The sequence below is a fragment of the Pseudomonas sp. Tof1 genome (assembly GCF_055390395.1).
The window spans coordinates 3234168-3249903 of sequence record NZ_AP024344.1 but is presented as its reverse complement, the minus strand read 5'-3'; the positions used below and the strand labels follow the sequence as shown (position 1 = coordinate 3249903).

Genomic DNA, 15736 nt, shown 5'->3' with positions numbered 1-15736 from the left:
CCAGGTCAGTCGCGGGTCAGGCCGAGCAAGGTTTCGGCAATGACCGCCAGCGACTCCTGATCACTCAACAGCTCCCAGTGCAGCGTCCACAGCGTCTGTGGCGCCGGCGCCTGCTCCAGCAGGTCCTGCCAGTCGTGCAACGGCTCGGACCAGCATTCGGCACTCGCCGCGCTTTGCAGGACGCGCACCGGCGCCGCCAGCCGTGGCGTCGGGTAGCCCGCCAGCCCGGCATGCAGGTTGCGACAACGCTGCAGCAGCGCCTGGAATGCATCGGGTTCCAGCCCATGGGGGATTCTCCCGGCCTGCCGCGCCTGTAGGTACAGATCGCCGGCGGGCACCGGCGGCAAGCCGAAGAAACGCGCTGGCTGCAGCACGCCATCCTGTTCGAAGCAGCGGGTGGAGAGCGGATCGAGCAGCATCAGCCCGGCCACCGGTTGGCCGCGGCGTTCCATCTCGCCGGCCAGCGCCGTGGCCAGTTTCGCCGCCACCGACCAGCCCAGCAGCAGGACCGGTCCGGGCAATGCCTTGAGGGTCTCGATAAAGCCGTGCAGTGCCGCAGGCAGCTCGCTGCCGCAGCGCCCCTGGGGATCGCGCAGGCCCACCAGGCTCAGTTGCCCGTCCAGGCGGACGGCCAACTGCCGATAGCTCTCGCACTCGCCATCAGCGGTCGGCAGGCAGACCACATTGACCCCACCCACCGGGCGATTGAGCATCACCAGTGGCTGTTCGGCCTTGGGCTGCCCCAGCCAGGCGACGAAATCCTGCAGGCGCGGATGCTGGAACAGGTCGCGCAAATGCACCTCGCACGCCAACTGCTGGCGCAGCAAGGCCATCAGCCGCGTGGCCAGCAGGCTGTCGCCGCCCAGGGCGAAGAAATCGCTGCGTCGGCCGACCTTGTCGCGCTTGAGCAACTGCGCCCACAGCGCCGCGACCTGGGTTTCCAGCCCCGGATGGGCCGGCTCGTAGTCATCGCTGCCGACCTTGTCGCCCAGCTTCAGGGCCGGCAGGCGGCCGCGATCGACCTTGCCGTTGCCGCTCAACGGCAAGCGCTGCAGGGTGACCCAATGCGCCGGCAGCATGTACTCCGGCAGGTGCCCCGCCAGATGCCGCCGCAGGCGCTCGGCATCGAGACGGACCGCCGGCTCCAGGTTCTGTGCCAGCAGCACATGCTGGGCAATCACCGCCGCCTCGCTGCCGGGCTCGGGGAACACCTGCTGCCGGGCGAAACCGCTGCCACGCAGTTCGGCCTCCCATTGCGGCAACGACAGGAACGGCAGGTTGTTCTCCACCCGCCAGTCGTCATAGTCGCTCATGCCTTCGATGAAACCGATGCTGACCATCTGCAGGCGACAGTTCTGCGTCGCCTCGATCACCAGCAACTGGCCGCCGGGGCGCAGGATCTGGCGCAGCGAGGCCAGGGTGTTGGCCAGGTTGCGCGCGTCGTGCAGCACGTTGACCGCCACCACCAGGTCCTGGGACCCCAGGCGTACGCCTTGCGGCTCGGGCTCGTCGTTGATGTCGAAGTGGCCGTAGTCGATGAAGTCCCAGCGGGCAAAGCGCTGGCGGGCGCGCTCCAGGAAGAAATCCGAGAGGTCGGTGAAGCGATAGCGCACATCGTGCCCCTCAAGGGCGGCAAACAGCGATTCGCTGGTACCGCCGGTACCGGCACCGACCTCGAGGACGTTCAGGGTGCCCTGGCGGTTGGCGGCCAGGTGCCCCACCAGTTGCGCCGCCACCCGGTTGAGGAAGGCATTGACCGGGTTGAACCGGTAGATGCCTTCGGCGACCCGGGTCGAGCCCTCGGGGAAGTAGATTTCCAACGGGTCGAGGGTGCCGCGGAACAGCGCCAGGTGGCCGTCGATGCTGCGGCGGATATAGGCCAGCACCTGTTCGGCATGGTCACCGAGCATGCCGATATCGCTCAGGGCCTGCCAGGCCGCCTCGAAGGCCTCGGCACCCAAGCCGCGGCGGGCGGTATAGCTATCACCGTCGCCCGCCTGCAGGAAACCGTCGTCGGCCAGGGTCTGCAGCCATTGCCCCACCAGCTTGGCATAACGCGGCAAGGCCTGCAGGCGCTGCATGACCTGCGCCTTGTCGTGGGTCATGCCCTCTTCGGTGAACAGGCCGGCCTCAGCCAGGGTCTTGGCCATGCCGAGCGCGGCCAGGCGTTCGATATCACGCCAGAAGGCATTGAAGCGTGGCAGGTCCAGATCGACCAGGGCCTGCTGCACCTCGTCCCGGCCGGCCTCGACAGTGGCCTGCCAGCGCTCCTCGACGTCCGCCGGCGGCTCCTGCCGGCAGCCGACCGGGTTGAGCGGGTCGTGCCGTTGCGCCGGGTCCAGGGTGACGTAAGCCACCAACTGACGGCTGCCGGCGCTGTCTTCCTGGACGTCCACCGCCGTACCCCGGATGCCGGGCTGGCGCGCCAGCACCGATTCGATCTCGCCCAGTTCGATCCGATGGCCCTTGATCTTGACCTGGAAGTCCTTGCGACCGAGGAATTCCAGGCGGGCGCCTGCGGTATAGCGCGCCAGGTCGCCGGTGCGATAGAAGCGTGCACCGGTCTGCGGGTCGAGGCTGAACTGCGCGGCGGTACGCTCGGGATTGTTCCAGTAGCCCAGGGCCACACCGATACCACCGATGTACAGGTCGCCCTTGACCCCTTCCGGGCAATCACGCCCCTGGCTGTCGAGCACCCGGTAATACTGGTTGGTCAGCGGGTAACCATAGGGAATCGAAGCCCAGCACGGGTCCACCTGCCCGACCTCGAACCAGTTCGACCAGATCGACGCCTCGGTGGCGCCCCCCAGGGCCACCAGGGTCAACTGCGGACCACAGGCCCTGGCCCGGGCCGGCAGGTCCAGCGGCACCCAGTCGCCGGACAACATCGCCAGGCGCAGGCTCTGCGGCAGACGGGCGCCCTGCCCCTGCAGTTCGGTCAGCAGCATGTCGAACAGCGCCGGCACCGAGTTCCACACGCTCACGTCGTGGCGTTGCAGGCTGGCCAGCCAGTGCCGCGGCTCGCGCAGGCTGTCGGCCGCCGGCAACACCAGCGCCGCGCCGGCCGCCAGGGCCCCGAAAATGTCGTAGACCGACAGGTCGAAACTCAGCGACGACAGGCCGAAGATCCGGTCGCGGGCATCCACCTGCCAACGGCGGTTGATGTCCAGCACGGTATTCAGCGCGCCGCGGTGGTCGATCATCACGCCCTTGGGCTGACCGGTCGAACCCGAGGTGTAGATGATGTAGGCCAGCTCTTCATCGCGGCCCATCCCCACTTCCGGCGACAGGCCTTGGGCGGTGCGGGTCGCAAGGTCCACGGCCAGGGTCGCGAACGGCCAGTCCCGTTCGGCACCGCCGCGCTCCACCAGCACCGCCCGAGCGGCGCAATCCTGGTGGATCAGACGCAGGCGTTCCAGCGGCCCATCGGCCGCCACCGGCACGTAGACCCCGCCGGCCAGTAGCACCGCGAGGGTCGCGGCGATCTGCACCGGGCCCTTCTCCAGGCAGACCATGACCCGGTCACCCGGCACCACGCCAGCCTCGACCAGGTGGCTGGCGATGTGCGCGGCCACTTCGAACAATTCGGCGTGACTCAGGCACACCGAGTCGCTGAGCAGCGCCGGCGCCTGCGGGGTTTCCTCGACCCAGCGCAGCCAGGGCTGATAGAGCACGCCTTCGGGCAACTCGCCGGCCGTGGCGTTGACCTGCTCGCGTTCCTGCTGCTGGCGCGGCGGCAATGGCAACGGTAGCGGCTGCTGCCAGTCCTGGGTGCAGAGCCATTCGATGGCCTGGCGATAACAGCCGAACATCTCATCCAGCAGCCCGGCGGGAAACAGCTCGTCGACCGCGTCCCAGTTGAGCATCAGGCCGTCGGCCAGCGGATAGGTCTGGTGATCGAGCCAGACCTGCGGCGTCTGCGACACCGACCAGCCGAGATCGCCCAGTTCCTGGCGGAACAACGGTGCCGGCATCGGCTTGTCCAGGTTGCAGGCGAACACCACCGGGGCGCTGCGGCGGGTTTCGTGGGCCATTTCCCGCAGCACTTCTAGGCCCGACCAGGCATTGTGCTGCAGGTCGTCATGCAACTGGCGCTGCAGGCGCCGGGTCTGCTCGACGAAACTCAGCGGCTGGCTGACATCCACTTCCAGCAGGGTCAGGTTGGTGAAATCGGCGATCATGTGCGCGACGTCCGGCGCCTGTTCCTGGCGGTCGAACAACGGCAGGTTGAGCACGAAGTGCCCGTCGCTGCTCCAGCGCCCCAGGACCTGGGCAAAGGCACTGGCCAGCACGCTGGCTACGGTCAAGCCGGCGTCGCGGGCGCGCGTTTGCAAAGCGGCCAGGGAGGCCAGGTCGAGGGTGAAGGCTCGTCGCGAAAAACGGGTGCGGGTCAGTTGTTCCGGCTGACGGGCCAGGGGCAGCGCCGGGCCGCCGGGCAGATCGGCGATGCGCTGGCGCCAGTAGTCCTGGGAGGCCGCCAGGCTCGCTGCACGCTGTTGCGTCTGGGTCGCCAGGTAGTCGGCGAAACCGGTGCTCAGGGCTGGCAATTCGCCGCCGCGGCCGACATAGAACATCGCCAGGTCGTGCAGGAAAATTTCGAAGCTCAGCACGTCGGCGACCAGCAGGTCGAGGTTCAGGTGAATACGGCTGCGCCCTTCGCCCAGCAGGCTGAGCTGCACATCGCAAACCTCACCCTCCTCGACCCGCAGGCGCCGATGCGACAGACGCTCGCGCAAGGCCAGCAGGCCGGCTTCGGCCTGCGCCGGGGCGGCGTCCCGCCAGTCGTGGCGTTGCAACGCGGCCCACGGGCTGCGTGGCAAAATCTGCTGCTCACCGCTGGGCAGGAAACGCGCCCGCAGCATCGGGTGACGCTGCAGCAGCTGGAACATGGCCTGTTCCAGCCTTGGGGCATCGACCGCCTGGCCATCGAACTCGGCATACAGGTGACAGCCGACACCGCCGAGGTGCTGGTCATCCTGGCGACCGATCCAGTAGGCCTGTTGAATCGGTGTCAGGGCAAAGGCGGCGTCCGGTTCGCTCTTCGCCACCGGCGCCAGTTGCGCCCGTGGCTTGCCCTGCCGGGCCTGGGCGGCCCAGTCCTGCAAGGTGGGGGCTTCCAGCAGGCGGGCCAGGCTCGGCAGCTTGATGCCCCTGGCGGCCATGCGGGTCTGCAGGCGCATCAGCTTGATCGACTCCAGGCCGTATTCGATCAGTGAGCGGTGCGGGTCCAGTTCCCGCGGGTCTAGGTCGAGCAGACTGGCGACTTCCTGGCGCAGTGGCTCGAGTAGAGAGGTCGCGCCGCTGGCGTCGACCGGGTCAAGTTCTCGTTTGGCATATGTCACTTAGAAACCTCCTGTTATCAAGTCAGTCAAGTGCCGTTCAATCACGTTCAGTTGCCGTCGGGTTGCTCCCGTAGGGTTCGACTCAGCAGGCTCACGGCCAGCGGCAACGCCAGCAGGCCAAGCCCGTAGAAAACCGGCCAGCCCAGTCGGGTCAGGCCTTGCATGAGGGTCATCAGCACGATCAGGGCGATCAGCCGGCTGATGCCATAGAGCGCCGCATAGTCGGTGGCGGCCTGGCGGCTGTTGGCCCAGCCGAGGATCACCGCGCAGATCACCACGTACAGGCCGCTGACGCCGAGGTTGATGGTGATGGCGCCGAGCATCGCCAGCGCCTGCCGGCCCTGCCAGGCGCCCAGCAGGAGCAGCATCACCGCCAGCAGGCCGAGCACGCAGAACACCGCCAGGCTGGTGCGCAGCCCGAGCCGGCGCAGGGTCCAGGGCGCCAGCACGGCGGCGAACAGGCCACATAGCGGCGACAAAAGCCCGACCACCGAGCCGACGGTTTCCAGGGGGACACCCAGGTCGATGAGCATCACCCGATTGAGGCTGAACAGGCTGATCAGCACGCTGGAAACCACGGACAGCAACAGCAGGCGCCGGCGCATCATCGGCTGGGCCAGGGCCCGGAACAGGCTGGCGGAAGGCTCGGCCGCATGCCGCTGGCCGACCGCCGGGCGCCAACCGAGGATCGGCAAGGTGGTCAGCGCCAGCAAACCGGCCACGGCGAGAAAGATCGCCTGCCAGCCGAGACGCTCGAACAGCATCACGAACACCCCGCCGCCGGTCATGGCGCCGATGCTCAGCGCCCCGACCTTCATCGCGCCGGCCAGGGCCCGGCTATGGGCCGGGGTGGTTTCGGTGACCAGTGCATCGAGGGCCAGGTCCATGGTCGCGGCGGCAAAGGCCACCAGCAGCCCCAGGGCCAGCAGCGCCACCGCAGGCCACTGCTGGCCGAGGCCGATGCTCACCACGGCGATGATCGCCACGGCCTGCATGGCCAGGATCCAGCCAACCCGATGTTCGCACCAGGGCCAGCGCCAGCGGTCGACCCACGGTGCCCAGAGGAACGTCATGCCGAACGGCAGCAGCAACAGGAACAGCCAGCCCATGCGCCCCAGTTCCAGGCCCTGGGCTCGCAGCAACGGCGGCAGGCCGCCCTGGACCAGGCCGAACAGGATGCCGAAGGCCAGGTACAACAGGCCGATGCGCGGCAGCAGGCGCCAGTAGTTCCGGTGCCCCTCGGAACGGACGACGGCGAGCGTGGAGAGGTCTTCAGACATTCGCGGCGCCCTCAGAAGTTCGCCGTCAGGCCGACGCCGACGACCCGGCCGCTGCCGATCTTCACCGCCTGGACTGAGGCGCTGTAGTAGGCCCCCATGGCCTCGTAGCGCCGGTCGAACAGGTTGTTGCCGAACAGGTAGACGCCATAGTCCTTGTTCTGCCAGCCCAGGCGGGCGTTGGTCAGGTCGTAGGAGCCGAGATTGAAGGTATTGGCGACGTCCGCCGCGCGCTTGTCGAGGTAGTGGTATTCGACATGGCCGTAGAACTCGCCGCTGATCGGCACGCCCCACTGCTCGGCCGGCACCCGGTAGTCGAGCCCCAGGTTGGCGGAGTACTCCGGTACGTTGGGCACCTGGTTGCCGTCACGGGCACCGCGGGTCAGCGCGGTGACCGTGGCGTCGACATTCTTCAGCTCGGCATGGGTGTAGCCCACGCCGGCGTTCACGCTCAGGCGCTCGGTCAACTTGAGCCGGGATTCCAGCTCGGCGCCGACCGAGTCGTAGTCGACGGTCACCGGCTGGTAGTTGACGCCGTTGTAGACATAGAGATGGCCGTCCTTGACGTCGTTGTAGAACACCGCGCCATTGAGGGCGATCCGGTCATCCCACCAAAGGCTCTTAAAGCCCAGCTCGTAGCTCCAACTCTTCGACGCATCGAAAGACTGCTCGTCACGACCGAACGGGGTATTGGAAGAGTTCCACGGATAGTCGGCACCGACCACGCCGCGCCCTACGCTGACGTAGGTCATCAGGCTGTCGGACCAGTCGTAGCTGAGGCTGCCGCGCCCGGTGAGGAAATTGTCCGACATCGAGGCGTTCTGGTGGTACTGGCTGACAGTGCCCAGGTCACCGCCGCTGTAGCGATAGGTCGCGTCCTTGCTTTCGTGGGTGCCACGCAGGCCGAGGGTCGCCTTCAGGCGCTCGGCCAGGGGCACCGTCGCCTCGCCGAACAGCGAGTAGCTGTCGGTGCTGAAATCGTTCTTCTGCTGGCCGCTGAACACCGCAAAGCGCGGCTGGGTAAAGGCTTCGCCGTCGGTATGGGCGGTGAACTGCGAGTGCCAGAGGTTGATCCCGGTGACCCACTGCACGTAGCTGTCTTCCAGGGACGCGAGGCGAAACTCCTGCATGTAGGCGATATCACGCAAGGTACCGCGATAACGGTCGGTATCGCCGTCGAACGCCGCTGGCGGGCTGCCGGTCAGCGCCGAGTAGAGCACGCTGTCGATCATGTCCATGCGCTGGTCGAAGGTCGAATACTGGACGCTCGACAGCGAGGTCAGTTGCGCCCAGCCCAGGTCGTGGGTGACCCGTAGGTTGACCGCCGAACTCTCCCGGCTGAAATCGTTGCGCGGGTTCAGCCCGCTGTCCGGCGTTCGCCCGCTGCGCAGAATGAAGCGCGGCGCATCGTCGTCATTGCGGTTGTAGGAGAACGTCAGCAGCGCCTGGGTGTCGTCGTTGGGCAGGAACAGCAGCGAACCGCGCATCGCGCTGATCTGCGAGGCACCGTCCTTGCCGCCGGCGGCGCGGTTGGAGATGTCGCCGCCCTGCTCGCTGTAGCGCAAGGCCAGGCGCCCGGCGACGTTGTCGCCCAGGGCCTCGTTGCTGATCAGTTCGCCCAGGGCGTAGCCCCGGCTGCCCCCTTCCACCCGCACCGAGCCTTCATGTTCGAATGACGGCCGATTGGGTACCACATTGATCGCCCCGCCCTGGGTGTTGCGCCCGTACAGGGTGCCTTGCGGGCCCCGCAACACCTCGACCCGCTCGATGTCCAGCAGCGCCGGCGGTACCCCGTAGGCGGAAACCGGCACTTCGTCGACGTTGAACACGATGGAGGTGTCGTCGGCCGACAACGGAGAAAACGAGCCGACCCCACGGATATTGCCGGAGTTGCTGTACTGGCCACCGGATTCCATGTAGTTGAAGTTGGGCACCTGACGCGCCAGGTCGGCGTTGCTCGACGCCGGGGCAATGTTCTGCCGGGCCTGTTCCGGGGTGATCACGTTCATGCTGACCGGGACCTGCAGTTCGGTTTCCTCACGCTTGCGGGCGGTAACCGTAATGTTCTGCAACTCGAGGGTGGGCCCACCGCCCTCCTCGGCAATCGCCGAAGACACGCTCAGCCCCGGGCTCAACATGGCGCCATAGACCAGGCCCAGCGCTGCCCTACCCTTAAACGATTGCCACATTGACCCGTCCTCTCCCTGAACCGCTGAGCATGCTTTTTAAGAATGAGATGCAATAATATTTATTGACTGAACGAATAGTCAATACGCTGAACATGTAAATAATAACGCCCACGGATGACACGGATGCAACACCGTGCGCGAAACATCTGAAGGAAAATGAGGGGAGAATCAGTGGAGACGGGGGGAGATGGTTCAGCGCTTCGCCTCGGCCAGGCTGGCGCACAGCCGGCTTACGCACACCGAACCGACCACCGCGAGAATGATCGGCACCAGGAAGTCATGGTCGATGCGGGTGAACTCGACCACCAGGACAATGGCGGTGAGCGGCATGCTCATGGAGGACGCGAGGAACGCCGCGGCGCCGACGATGGCAAAGGCACCCAGCGGAACGCCCGGCCAGGCCAGGCTCCACAGCCCGCCGAGAATGATCGCCAGCAACGCGCCGATGGCCAGCCCCGGCGTCAGCAGGCCGCCTTCGGCACCGGCACGCAGGCTGCTGCTGGTGATCAACACCTTGACCACCAGCAGCAACGCCGCCAGGCCGATCGTCAGCTCGCTGTCGAAGCCCAGTTGCGCGGGCCCCTTGCCGTTGCCGAGGATCTGCGGCAGGTAGACGGCAATACAACCGATCAGGGTAAAGTTGAGCAACGACAACAGCGGCAGTTGCCAACCCCGCGCCGCGTGGGTCCGTGCCTGCCCGGTGAGGCGCACGAAACCATGGGCGGCCAGCCCGAACAGCGGGCCGGCGAGCAACGCCCAGGCCAGCAGACCGGGACTCAACGGCAAGGCCGGCACCACGTACTGCACCTCGGCACCCAGGCCGATCCAGGCGACACAGGCGCCGATCGCCGAAGTCGCCAAAGCCATGATCGCCGCCGGCCAACTGAAGCTGCCGACCAGCACTTCCAGCACGAAGATGGCCCCGCCCAGCGGCACGTTGTACACCGCCGCCAATCCGGCGCCCGCGCCACAGGCGATCATCAGCCGCCGGGTTTCGGGCGACAGGCCGGCCTTGTGCGACAGCCAGGTGCCCACCAGGGCACCGACCTCGCGGGGCGCGACTTCGCGGCCCAGGGGGGAACCCAGGGCGACGGTGACGATCTGCAGCAAGGCATGGGCCAGGGTGGTTTTGCCCGGCATGTCGGCGGCACCCGGCGCCACGGCTTTCTTGACGCTCACCAATGGCCGGCCGAAACGATAGAGCAGCCACCAGCCCAGGCCGGCGACCAGGCCACAGAGGGCGAGCACCAGCACCCGGCGCTCGGGCGAGGCACTGCTGACGCCGACCAGGAAGCTTTCGTGACTGCTCAGGCTGTCCTGGCCGTAGCCATAGGCGAGGTGCTGGATGGCGTGCAACAGCATCGCCAGCAGCATGCCACCCAGGCCGGCACCGATGCCGGTGAGGATCACCACGCAGCCGAGGATCAGTCGTTGCCGCATGCCTGAACGGGTCTGTGGGCGTACGCCCTGCTGCTGTAGTCCCTGTTGCGCCAAAGCCATTGCAATCCCCGCACCGTCCAATACACCCGCAGGTCAGTATGTAGCGTGGGGACGGGCCTGCAAATCCTCGGATGGGATCGAGTCAGGCAGGGTTCAGGAAAGCCTGGCAGGCGTTGCTGCAAACGGACAAACAGGGCTGACAGCACCCCGTTTCTCTCCATGGGGCCACGCCTGATGCATGCCCTAGCTCTGCGCACGTCGCAATGCATTGAAGGCCAGCTCATCCTGCAATTCCTTGAGCAGGCGCACGGCATCCTCCCGCTGGCGCAAACCACCCAGGGCAATCCCCGCGACCATCAGGTCGACACGCCCGCTCTCGCGGTCATAGACCCGCACGCTCAACGAGGCATCGCCCAGCACACAGTCACAGGCCAGCGGCGCAAAGCCCTGTTCGAGCAGCGCTCGTAGATCCATTAAAGAAAACACCGGCGATATCCTTGAGCAGGTTGGCTGCGAGCCGGGCAACAGGCCCGACCGCCATGCCTCCATGCTGGGACGCCAGGCCGGCGCAGGAAACCCGAATATGAACTAATGGCACTGGTGCATTTGCACTAGCAGTCCTGGGAACGGGTGCCGAACAGGCCACGCTCACGGGCCCAGACAATCGCCTCACTGCGGCTGTGCACGTCGAGCTTGGAGTACACCGTCGCCACGTGATTGCGCACGGTATTGGGCGCCAGCTTCAGCCGCGCGGCGATTTCCTTGTCGGCCAGGCCTTCGCAGATCAGCTCCAGCACATCGCGTTCACGCGGCGTCAGGTCGGCGAAGGACAGGCCCGGCAGCTTGCGGGCGTTGACGTTCTTCACCGTCGCCAGCTTCTCGATCAGTTTCTGGCTGAACCAGGACGTGTCCTGCATCGCCGCCTCGATCGCCGCCACCAGTTCCAGCTCGGAGCGCTTGCGTTCGGTGATGTTCATCAGCACCAGCAGGTAACAGTGTTCGTCCTGGATCTGCACACTGTCGGCGGACAACGCACAGTCGATCAGTTCTCCGTCCTTGCGCCGGATGCGCAGGTCCAGGCTCTCCAGGCGACCGGCCTTGGCCAGGGCGGCGAACACCTGTTCGCAGAGTTTGCCGTCCTCGAACAGGCCGACCTCGTCGAGCCGCATGCCCAGCAACTCCTGCGCCTGGTAGCCAGTGGTACCGAGCAGCGCCTCGTTGACGTCCAGCAGTTGGCGACTGGCAACGCCACAGAGCAGGGTCGGCGCCGGCGCCAAACGAAAGGCCTTGGCGAAACGCTCCTCACTCTGGCGCAAGGCGGTTTCGGCACGGCGGCGCGGTTCCAGGTCCATGAAGGTGAACAGCATGCAGTCCTGCTCGTTGATGTCCAGCGGCTGGCCGGCCACGATCACCAGCTTGCTGCCGCCTTCGGCCAGCTTCAACTCGGCCTGCATCTGCGGAATGGTCGCCCCCTCCCCCAACCGCTGGATCGCCAGCTCGCGGCGCTCGGCGTCCTCCAGTACATCGAGCTCGTAGACCGAGCGACCGATCACCTGGTCGCGGCTGTAGCCGGTCATTTCGAGGAAGCCCTGGTTGACCTTGATGTAGCGCAGGTCGCTGAGCCGGCAGATCACTGCCGGTGCCGGGTTGGCACCAAAGGCCTTCTCGAAGCGCTGCTCGGCACTGGCGAGCTCCGTGGCGTCGCTGATGATCAGCACCAGGGATTCCGGTTCACCGGCGCGGTCGGTGAGGATCATGCTGCGGATATGGTGCACCCGGGTACGCTCCGGGTCGGCCTGGGCGGTGACCTCGACCACCAGGTCGCTGAAGGTTTCGCCATTGGCGACCCGGGCGATCGGGTAGCTGTCGGCACTCAGGGGGTGGTGATTGCGGTAACGCAGGGTAAAGCGCTCACGATACTGCTCGGCATTCGCCCCCAGTTCGCCGACCTCGCTGACACCATGCATGGCCAGGGCAGCTTCGTTGGCCCAGAGAATGCCCTGGTCGACTTCGATCAGGATCACTCCGTCGGACAGGCCGGCGATGATCTGTTGCAGTTGGCGGCGGTTGGTTTCGGTGGCGAGGACATCTTGGCTCATTGTTTCTCCCGAGGTGTCTGATGGCGCAAGGGCCGGCGTTCAAGCCGACCGTTGCAACATCTGACCCCCGCGAGGTTCGCAAGTGCCTGAAAAATGGAGGCCATACGCAGAACCCCACTACCTGTAGGAGCCGGGCTTGTCGGCAAGATCGGTGTCAGGGCTTGAGCGACGCGGCGATCCAGTTCGCCAGGTCGATGACCTCGGTGGCGCTGATGGTATGTACCACACCGGGGTATGAATGAAACTGCGGCTCGATGGACAGGCTCTTGAGGTACGTCAGCGCATCGGTCGCTCCGGCGTAGGGAACCTGCGGATCCGCCGTCCCATGCCCGATGAACACGCTCAGGTTGCGGTAGTTCGCCGGCGTCCTGGCCTGGGTGCGCACCACCGGCAACAGCCGTCCGCTCAGCGCCGCGATGCCGTGCAGCACCTCGGGATGCCGCAGCGCCACCTCGTAGGTCATCATCGCGCCCTGGCTGAAGCCGACCAGAAAGACCTTCTCCGGCCGGGTGTGATACTTCTCGGTGACCCGCTGGACGAAGTCGGTCAGCGCCTCGGCGCTCAGCTTCAGGTCATCGCTGTTGCCATCGTACTGCGCCGCATCGGTACGCTTGTGGAACCACTGGTAGCCACCCGAACTCAGTTCCAGCCGGCCGCGCACCGACAACACGGTGTAGTTGTCCGGCAGGCTCTCGCGGATGCCGAACAGGTCGTCCTCGTTGCTGCCATAGCCATGGAGGAAGATCACCAGCGGCTGGTCGCGGGTATCGGGCTCGGCCTGTTCCAGGTAGGTCAGTGGCATGTCGGCCAGCAGCTCGGGTTCGGCTGCCTGGGCCAGGGAACAGGTCAGCAGCAGTGCGAGGGCCAGGGGTTTGAACATGGTCGATCCTTTCGGGTAAGCGGGCGATAAGGTGTTCAGAGCAGGAAACGATCGGTGACATTGCGCCGCTCGTTGTCGTCGCGCATGTCGTAGCCGGCCGTGGTGGCGATATTGGCGTGGTGCGCCAGCTTCTGGGCAATCGACACATCGTACTCTTCGATCACCCGGGTGATAAAGGAACGCCGGAAGTCATGGGGCATGATCTCGACACCCACCTGCCGGCCGCGTTGCTTGGCGATGTAGTAGATCGCGTGCTTGGTCAGCCGTTCGCGGGTGATGTGGTGGCCGCGACGAATCCGGTTGAACAGGAAGCTGTCGTCGGCCACACCCGCGGGCAGTTGCTCGCGACGAAAACGCAACCAGGCGTCGAGCTTGTCGAAGGCCCAGGCCGGGGCGAACTTGATCAGTTCACGGTTGCCCTTGCCGATCACTCGCAGGCTGCGCTCGGCGGCGTTGACCTGGTGCAGTTCGATATCCACCGATTCGGACTTGCGCATGCCGGTGCCGTAGAGGATCGCGATGATGGCGGCATCGCGCAGGCCCTGGGGCCGCGGGTCGGCGGCGCAGACGTCCATCAGGTCACGGATCAGCGTGCGGCGCAGGTTTCGCCCGGGGCTCAGACGCGAGCCGCCGGCGGCCTTGACCGCGCGGATTTTCATCAGTTGCTCGGGGGTGATCAGATCCTGTTGCCAGGCCTGGTTCATCACGCCGCGGATGGCGTTGACGTAGAGCGACGAGGTATTGGGCGCGAAGCCGTCTGCCCGCAGGGCGGCCACCAGCGCGGTGAGATGGGCCGGTTGCAACTGGTGCCAGGCGATCTCGTCGATCGGCGTGTCCTCCAGACCCAGGCGATCGGCGGCATCCTGCAGCACGTAGCGCATGGTCTGGCGGCTGGAGGGCGCCAGGCGGGCCAGGTACAGCGTGACCGGCGCAAGCGTCCGGGCCAGAGCGGTGGGTGCGGTGATCGGCGGTGGAGAAGACAAGACCTGCACTCGAACGGGGGTGAGGTCGCCACTATACCGCGACTGGATGGTTATACAGTAGCGGATGCTGATTGGGGTGAAGTGATGGGTCGACCGGCCCTTTCGCGGGCTCCTGCTGATACACAAAGCCGAGGCGACGGTGGCAGCGGGCTCGCCCGCGAAAGGGCCGGCACAGGCGCGCCAGAAACCGGCTCAGGACTCGGGAACGCCCTGCTCCCATTCGGACCAATGGCCGACGATCTCCTGCACCAGGGTGCTACCCACCCGGTAGAGGTTCTCCAGCGCAGGGGCGAAGCCACCCTGCTGGGCATAGTCGAGCAGGTTGTCGGCATCGCTGTAGCCCGGATACGGCCGGTCGAAGTTCGAGCCGGCGCGCAGCACCGCCAGGCGCCCGATGTCCAGCAGGCCGGCCCTGGCCGCCCGCGACAGCGCTTCATAGGTGGAGTTGTCTTCCTGCTGGGTGGTGCAGTAGACCCCCTCGCCGTCGGTCAGCAACCGGGTCCACACCTCTGCCCGCTCGCCCAGGCGCGTACCGGAAAACCAGGTACAACTCGAAGCGGTATCGCCACAGATCACCTGCGGCGGCTGGTTGGCCGGCGCATGGGGATACTTCGTCCGCCAGAGCGCCGACTCGGCGCTTTCGCTCAGGACGACATGGCGGGTCAAGGCATACGCCTTGGCCTGCAACCGCGCATTGAGCTCGAAGACTTCGGTGCGATAGTCCAGCGGCGGCTTTTCGTCCGGCCCGCGGGTGTTGATACCGATGTAGCCGCTCGGCCAGTGCGGCGGCGCATCCCGCGAGTCGAGCCCCCACTGGGTACCGAAGTCCACCAGGTAGCGGGCCCAGGCCGCGGTACCGAGAGTGCCCCGGTGCGGGTTGATGCCGGCAATGCCGACGATCAGGAAATAGGTCTGGCGCAGGTCGAAACGGTTCGACAGGGCCAGCGCCAGGGTCGAGGCCGTCGCATTGGTCTGGCCCATGCCGGTTACCAGCAGGCAGACGCCCTGGTCGTTGCAGAGAATGTTCGGGTAGTCGGCACTCAATCCCGGCAGCGGGATTTCCTGGTTGAACGCCAGGCGCTCGATCCAGCTTTGCGCTTCGGGCGCGAACATGCTGATCAGCACGACTTTCGGCGTGATCGGCAGCTCGGCCGTGGATGACATCGTCGAGGACATGAAAACTCCATTCAGGGGGCTGCGGGCTCCGGTGCCCGCAGCGCGGCTCAAGCGGCTCGCCGAATCAGTGCGGCAGTTCAAGCTGGCGGACGATCCGGTCCTTGACCAGCAGCCGTTTTTCCTTGAGCTTCCTCACGTCGTCATCCTCTGCCAGCGCCGCCTCGGCTGCCAGCACCTGCTTGTCGATCTCGTCGTACTCGTCGAGCAGGTGGTTGAGCTTGCTGTCCTGGGCCCTGCGCTCCGTGACCTGCTCCCGGGTCAAATGCAAATCTGCGAACAAGTCGTGCTTAACTGGCATATCGTCACCTCGTAAATCTTGAAACCGATGGCTGTTCAGGGAGTTACCGCCT

The 15736-nt window shown here is 66.2% G+C and carries 10 protein-coding genes; all 10 read right to left on the bottom strand.

Annotated elements, in window-relative coordinates; all coding sequences use genetic code 11:
* Positions 1–5: 5 nt before the first annotated feature.
* The 10 genes from ACZ5KU_RS14825 to ACZ5KU_RS14780 all read right to left on the bottom strand — a co-directional run bounded on the left by ACZ5KU_RS14825 (position 6) and on the right by ACZ5KU_RS14780 (position 15684).
* Positions 6–5342: a non-ribosomal peptide synthetase gene (locus ACZ5KU_RS14825; protein ID WP_464737365.1), complete on the bottom strand. Its 5337-nt coding sequence runs from the start codon at positions 5340–5342 to the stop codon at positions 6–8.
* A 47-nt stretch (positions 5343–5389) separates the two neighbouring features.
* Positions 5390–6622, bottom strand: a complete 1233-nt coding sequence (locus tag ACZ5KU_RS14820) for an MFS transporter (RefSeq protein WP_054064569.1) — start codon at positions 6620–6622, stop codon at positions 5390–5392.
* Positions 6623–6633: 11 nt separating this feature from the next.
* Positions 6634–8808, bottom strand: coding sequence for a TonB-dependent receptor (locus ACZ5KU_RS14815; protein WP_464737364.1), 2175 nt, complete (start codon positions 8806–8808; stop codon positions 6634–6636).
* 192 nt (positions 8809–9000) lie between these two features.
* Positions 9001–10308: a chloride channel protein gene (locus ACZ5KU_RS14810; protein WP_416768961.1), complete on the bottom strand. Its 1308-nt coding sequence runs from the start codon at positions 10306–10308 to the stop codon at positions 9001–9003.
* A gap of 183 nt (positions 10309–10491) precedes the next feature.
* Positions 10492–10722, bottom strand: a complete 231-nt coding sequence (locus ACZ5KU_RS14805; protein WP_054056722.1) for a DUF1652 domain-containing protein — start codon at positions 10720–10722, stop codon at positions 10492–10494.
* 137 nt (positions 10723–10859) lie between these two features.
* Positions 10860–12347 (bottom strand): helix-turn-helix transcriptional regulator, encoded by a 1488-nt coding sequence (locus tag ACZ5KU_RS14800; RefSeq protein ID WP_054056721.1) that lies wholly within the window; start codon positions 12345–12347, stop codon positions 10860–10862.
* 154 nt (positions 12348–12501) lie between these two features.
* Positions 12502–13227 (bottom strand): alpha/beta hydrolase, encoded by a 726-nt coding sequence (locus tag ACZ5KU_RS14795; protein ID WP_273822820.1) that lies wholly within the window; start codon positions 13225–13227, stop codon positions 12502–12504.
* Between the two features lie 35 nt (positions 13228–13262).
* Positions 13263–14174 carry a site-specific integrase gene (locus ACZ5KU_RS14790; protein ID WP_054056754.1) on the bottom strand — a complete coding sequence of 304 codons (912 nt, stop codon included), beginning with the start codon at positions 14172–14174 and terminating at the stop codon, positions 13263–13265.
* Between the two features lie 228 nt (positions 14175–14402).
* Positions 14403–15386, bottom strand: a complete 984-nt coding sequence (locus ACZ5KU_RS14785; RefSeq protein WP_054064565.1) for a purine-nucleoside phosphorylase — start codon at positions 15384–15386, stop codon at positions 14403–14405.
* A gap of 64 nt (positions 15387–15450) precedes the next feature.
* A complete protein-coding gene (locus ACZ5KU_RS14780; protein ID WP_054056753.1) occupies positions 15451–15684 on the bottom strand; it encodes a DUF465 domain-containing protein in 234 nt (77 codons plus the stop codon).
* Between the last annotated feature and the right edge of the window lie 52 nt (positions 15685–15736).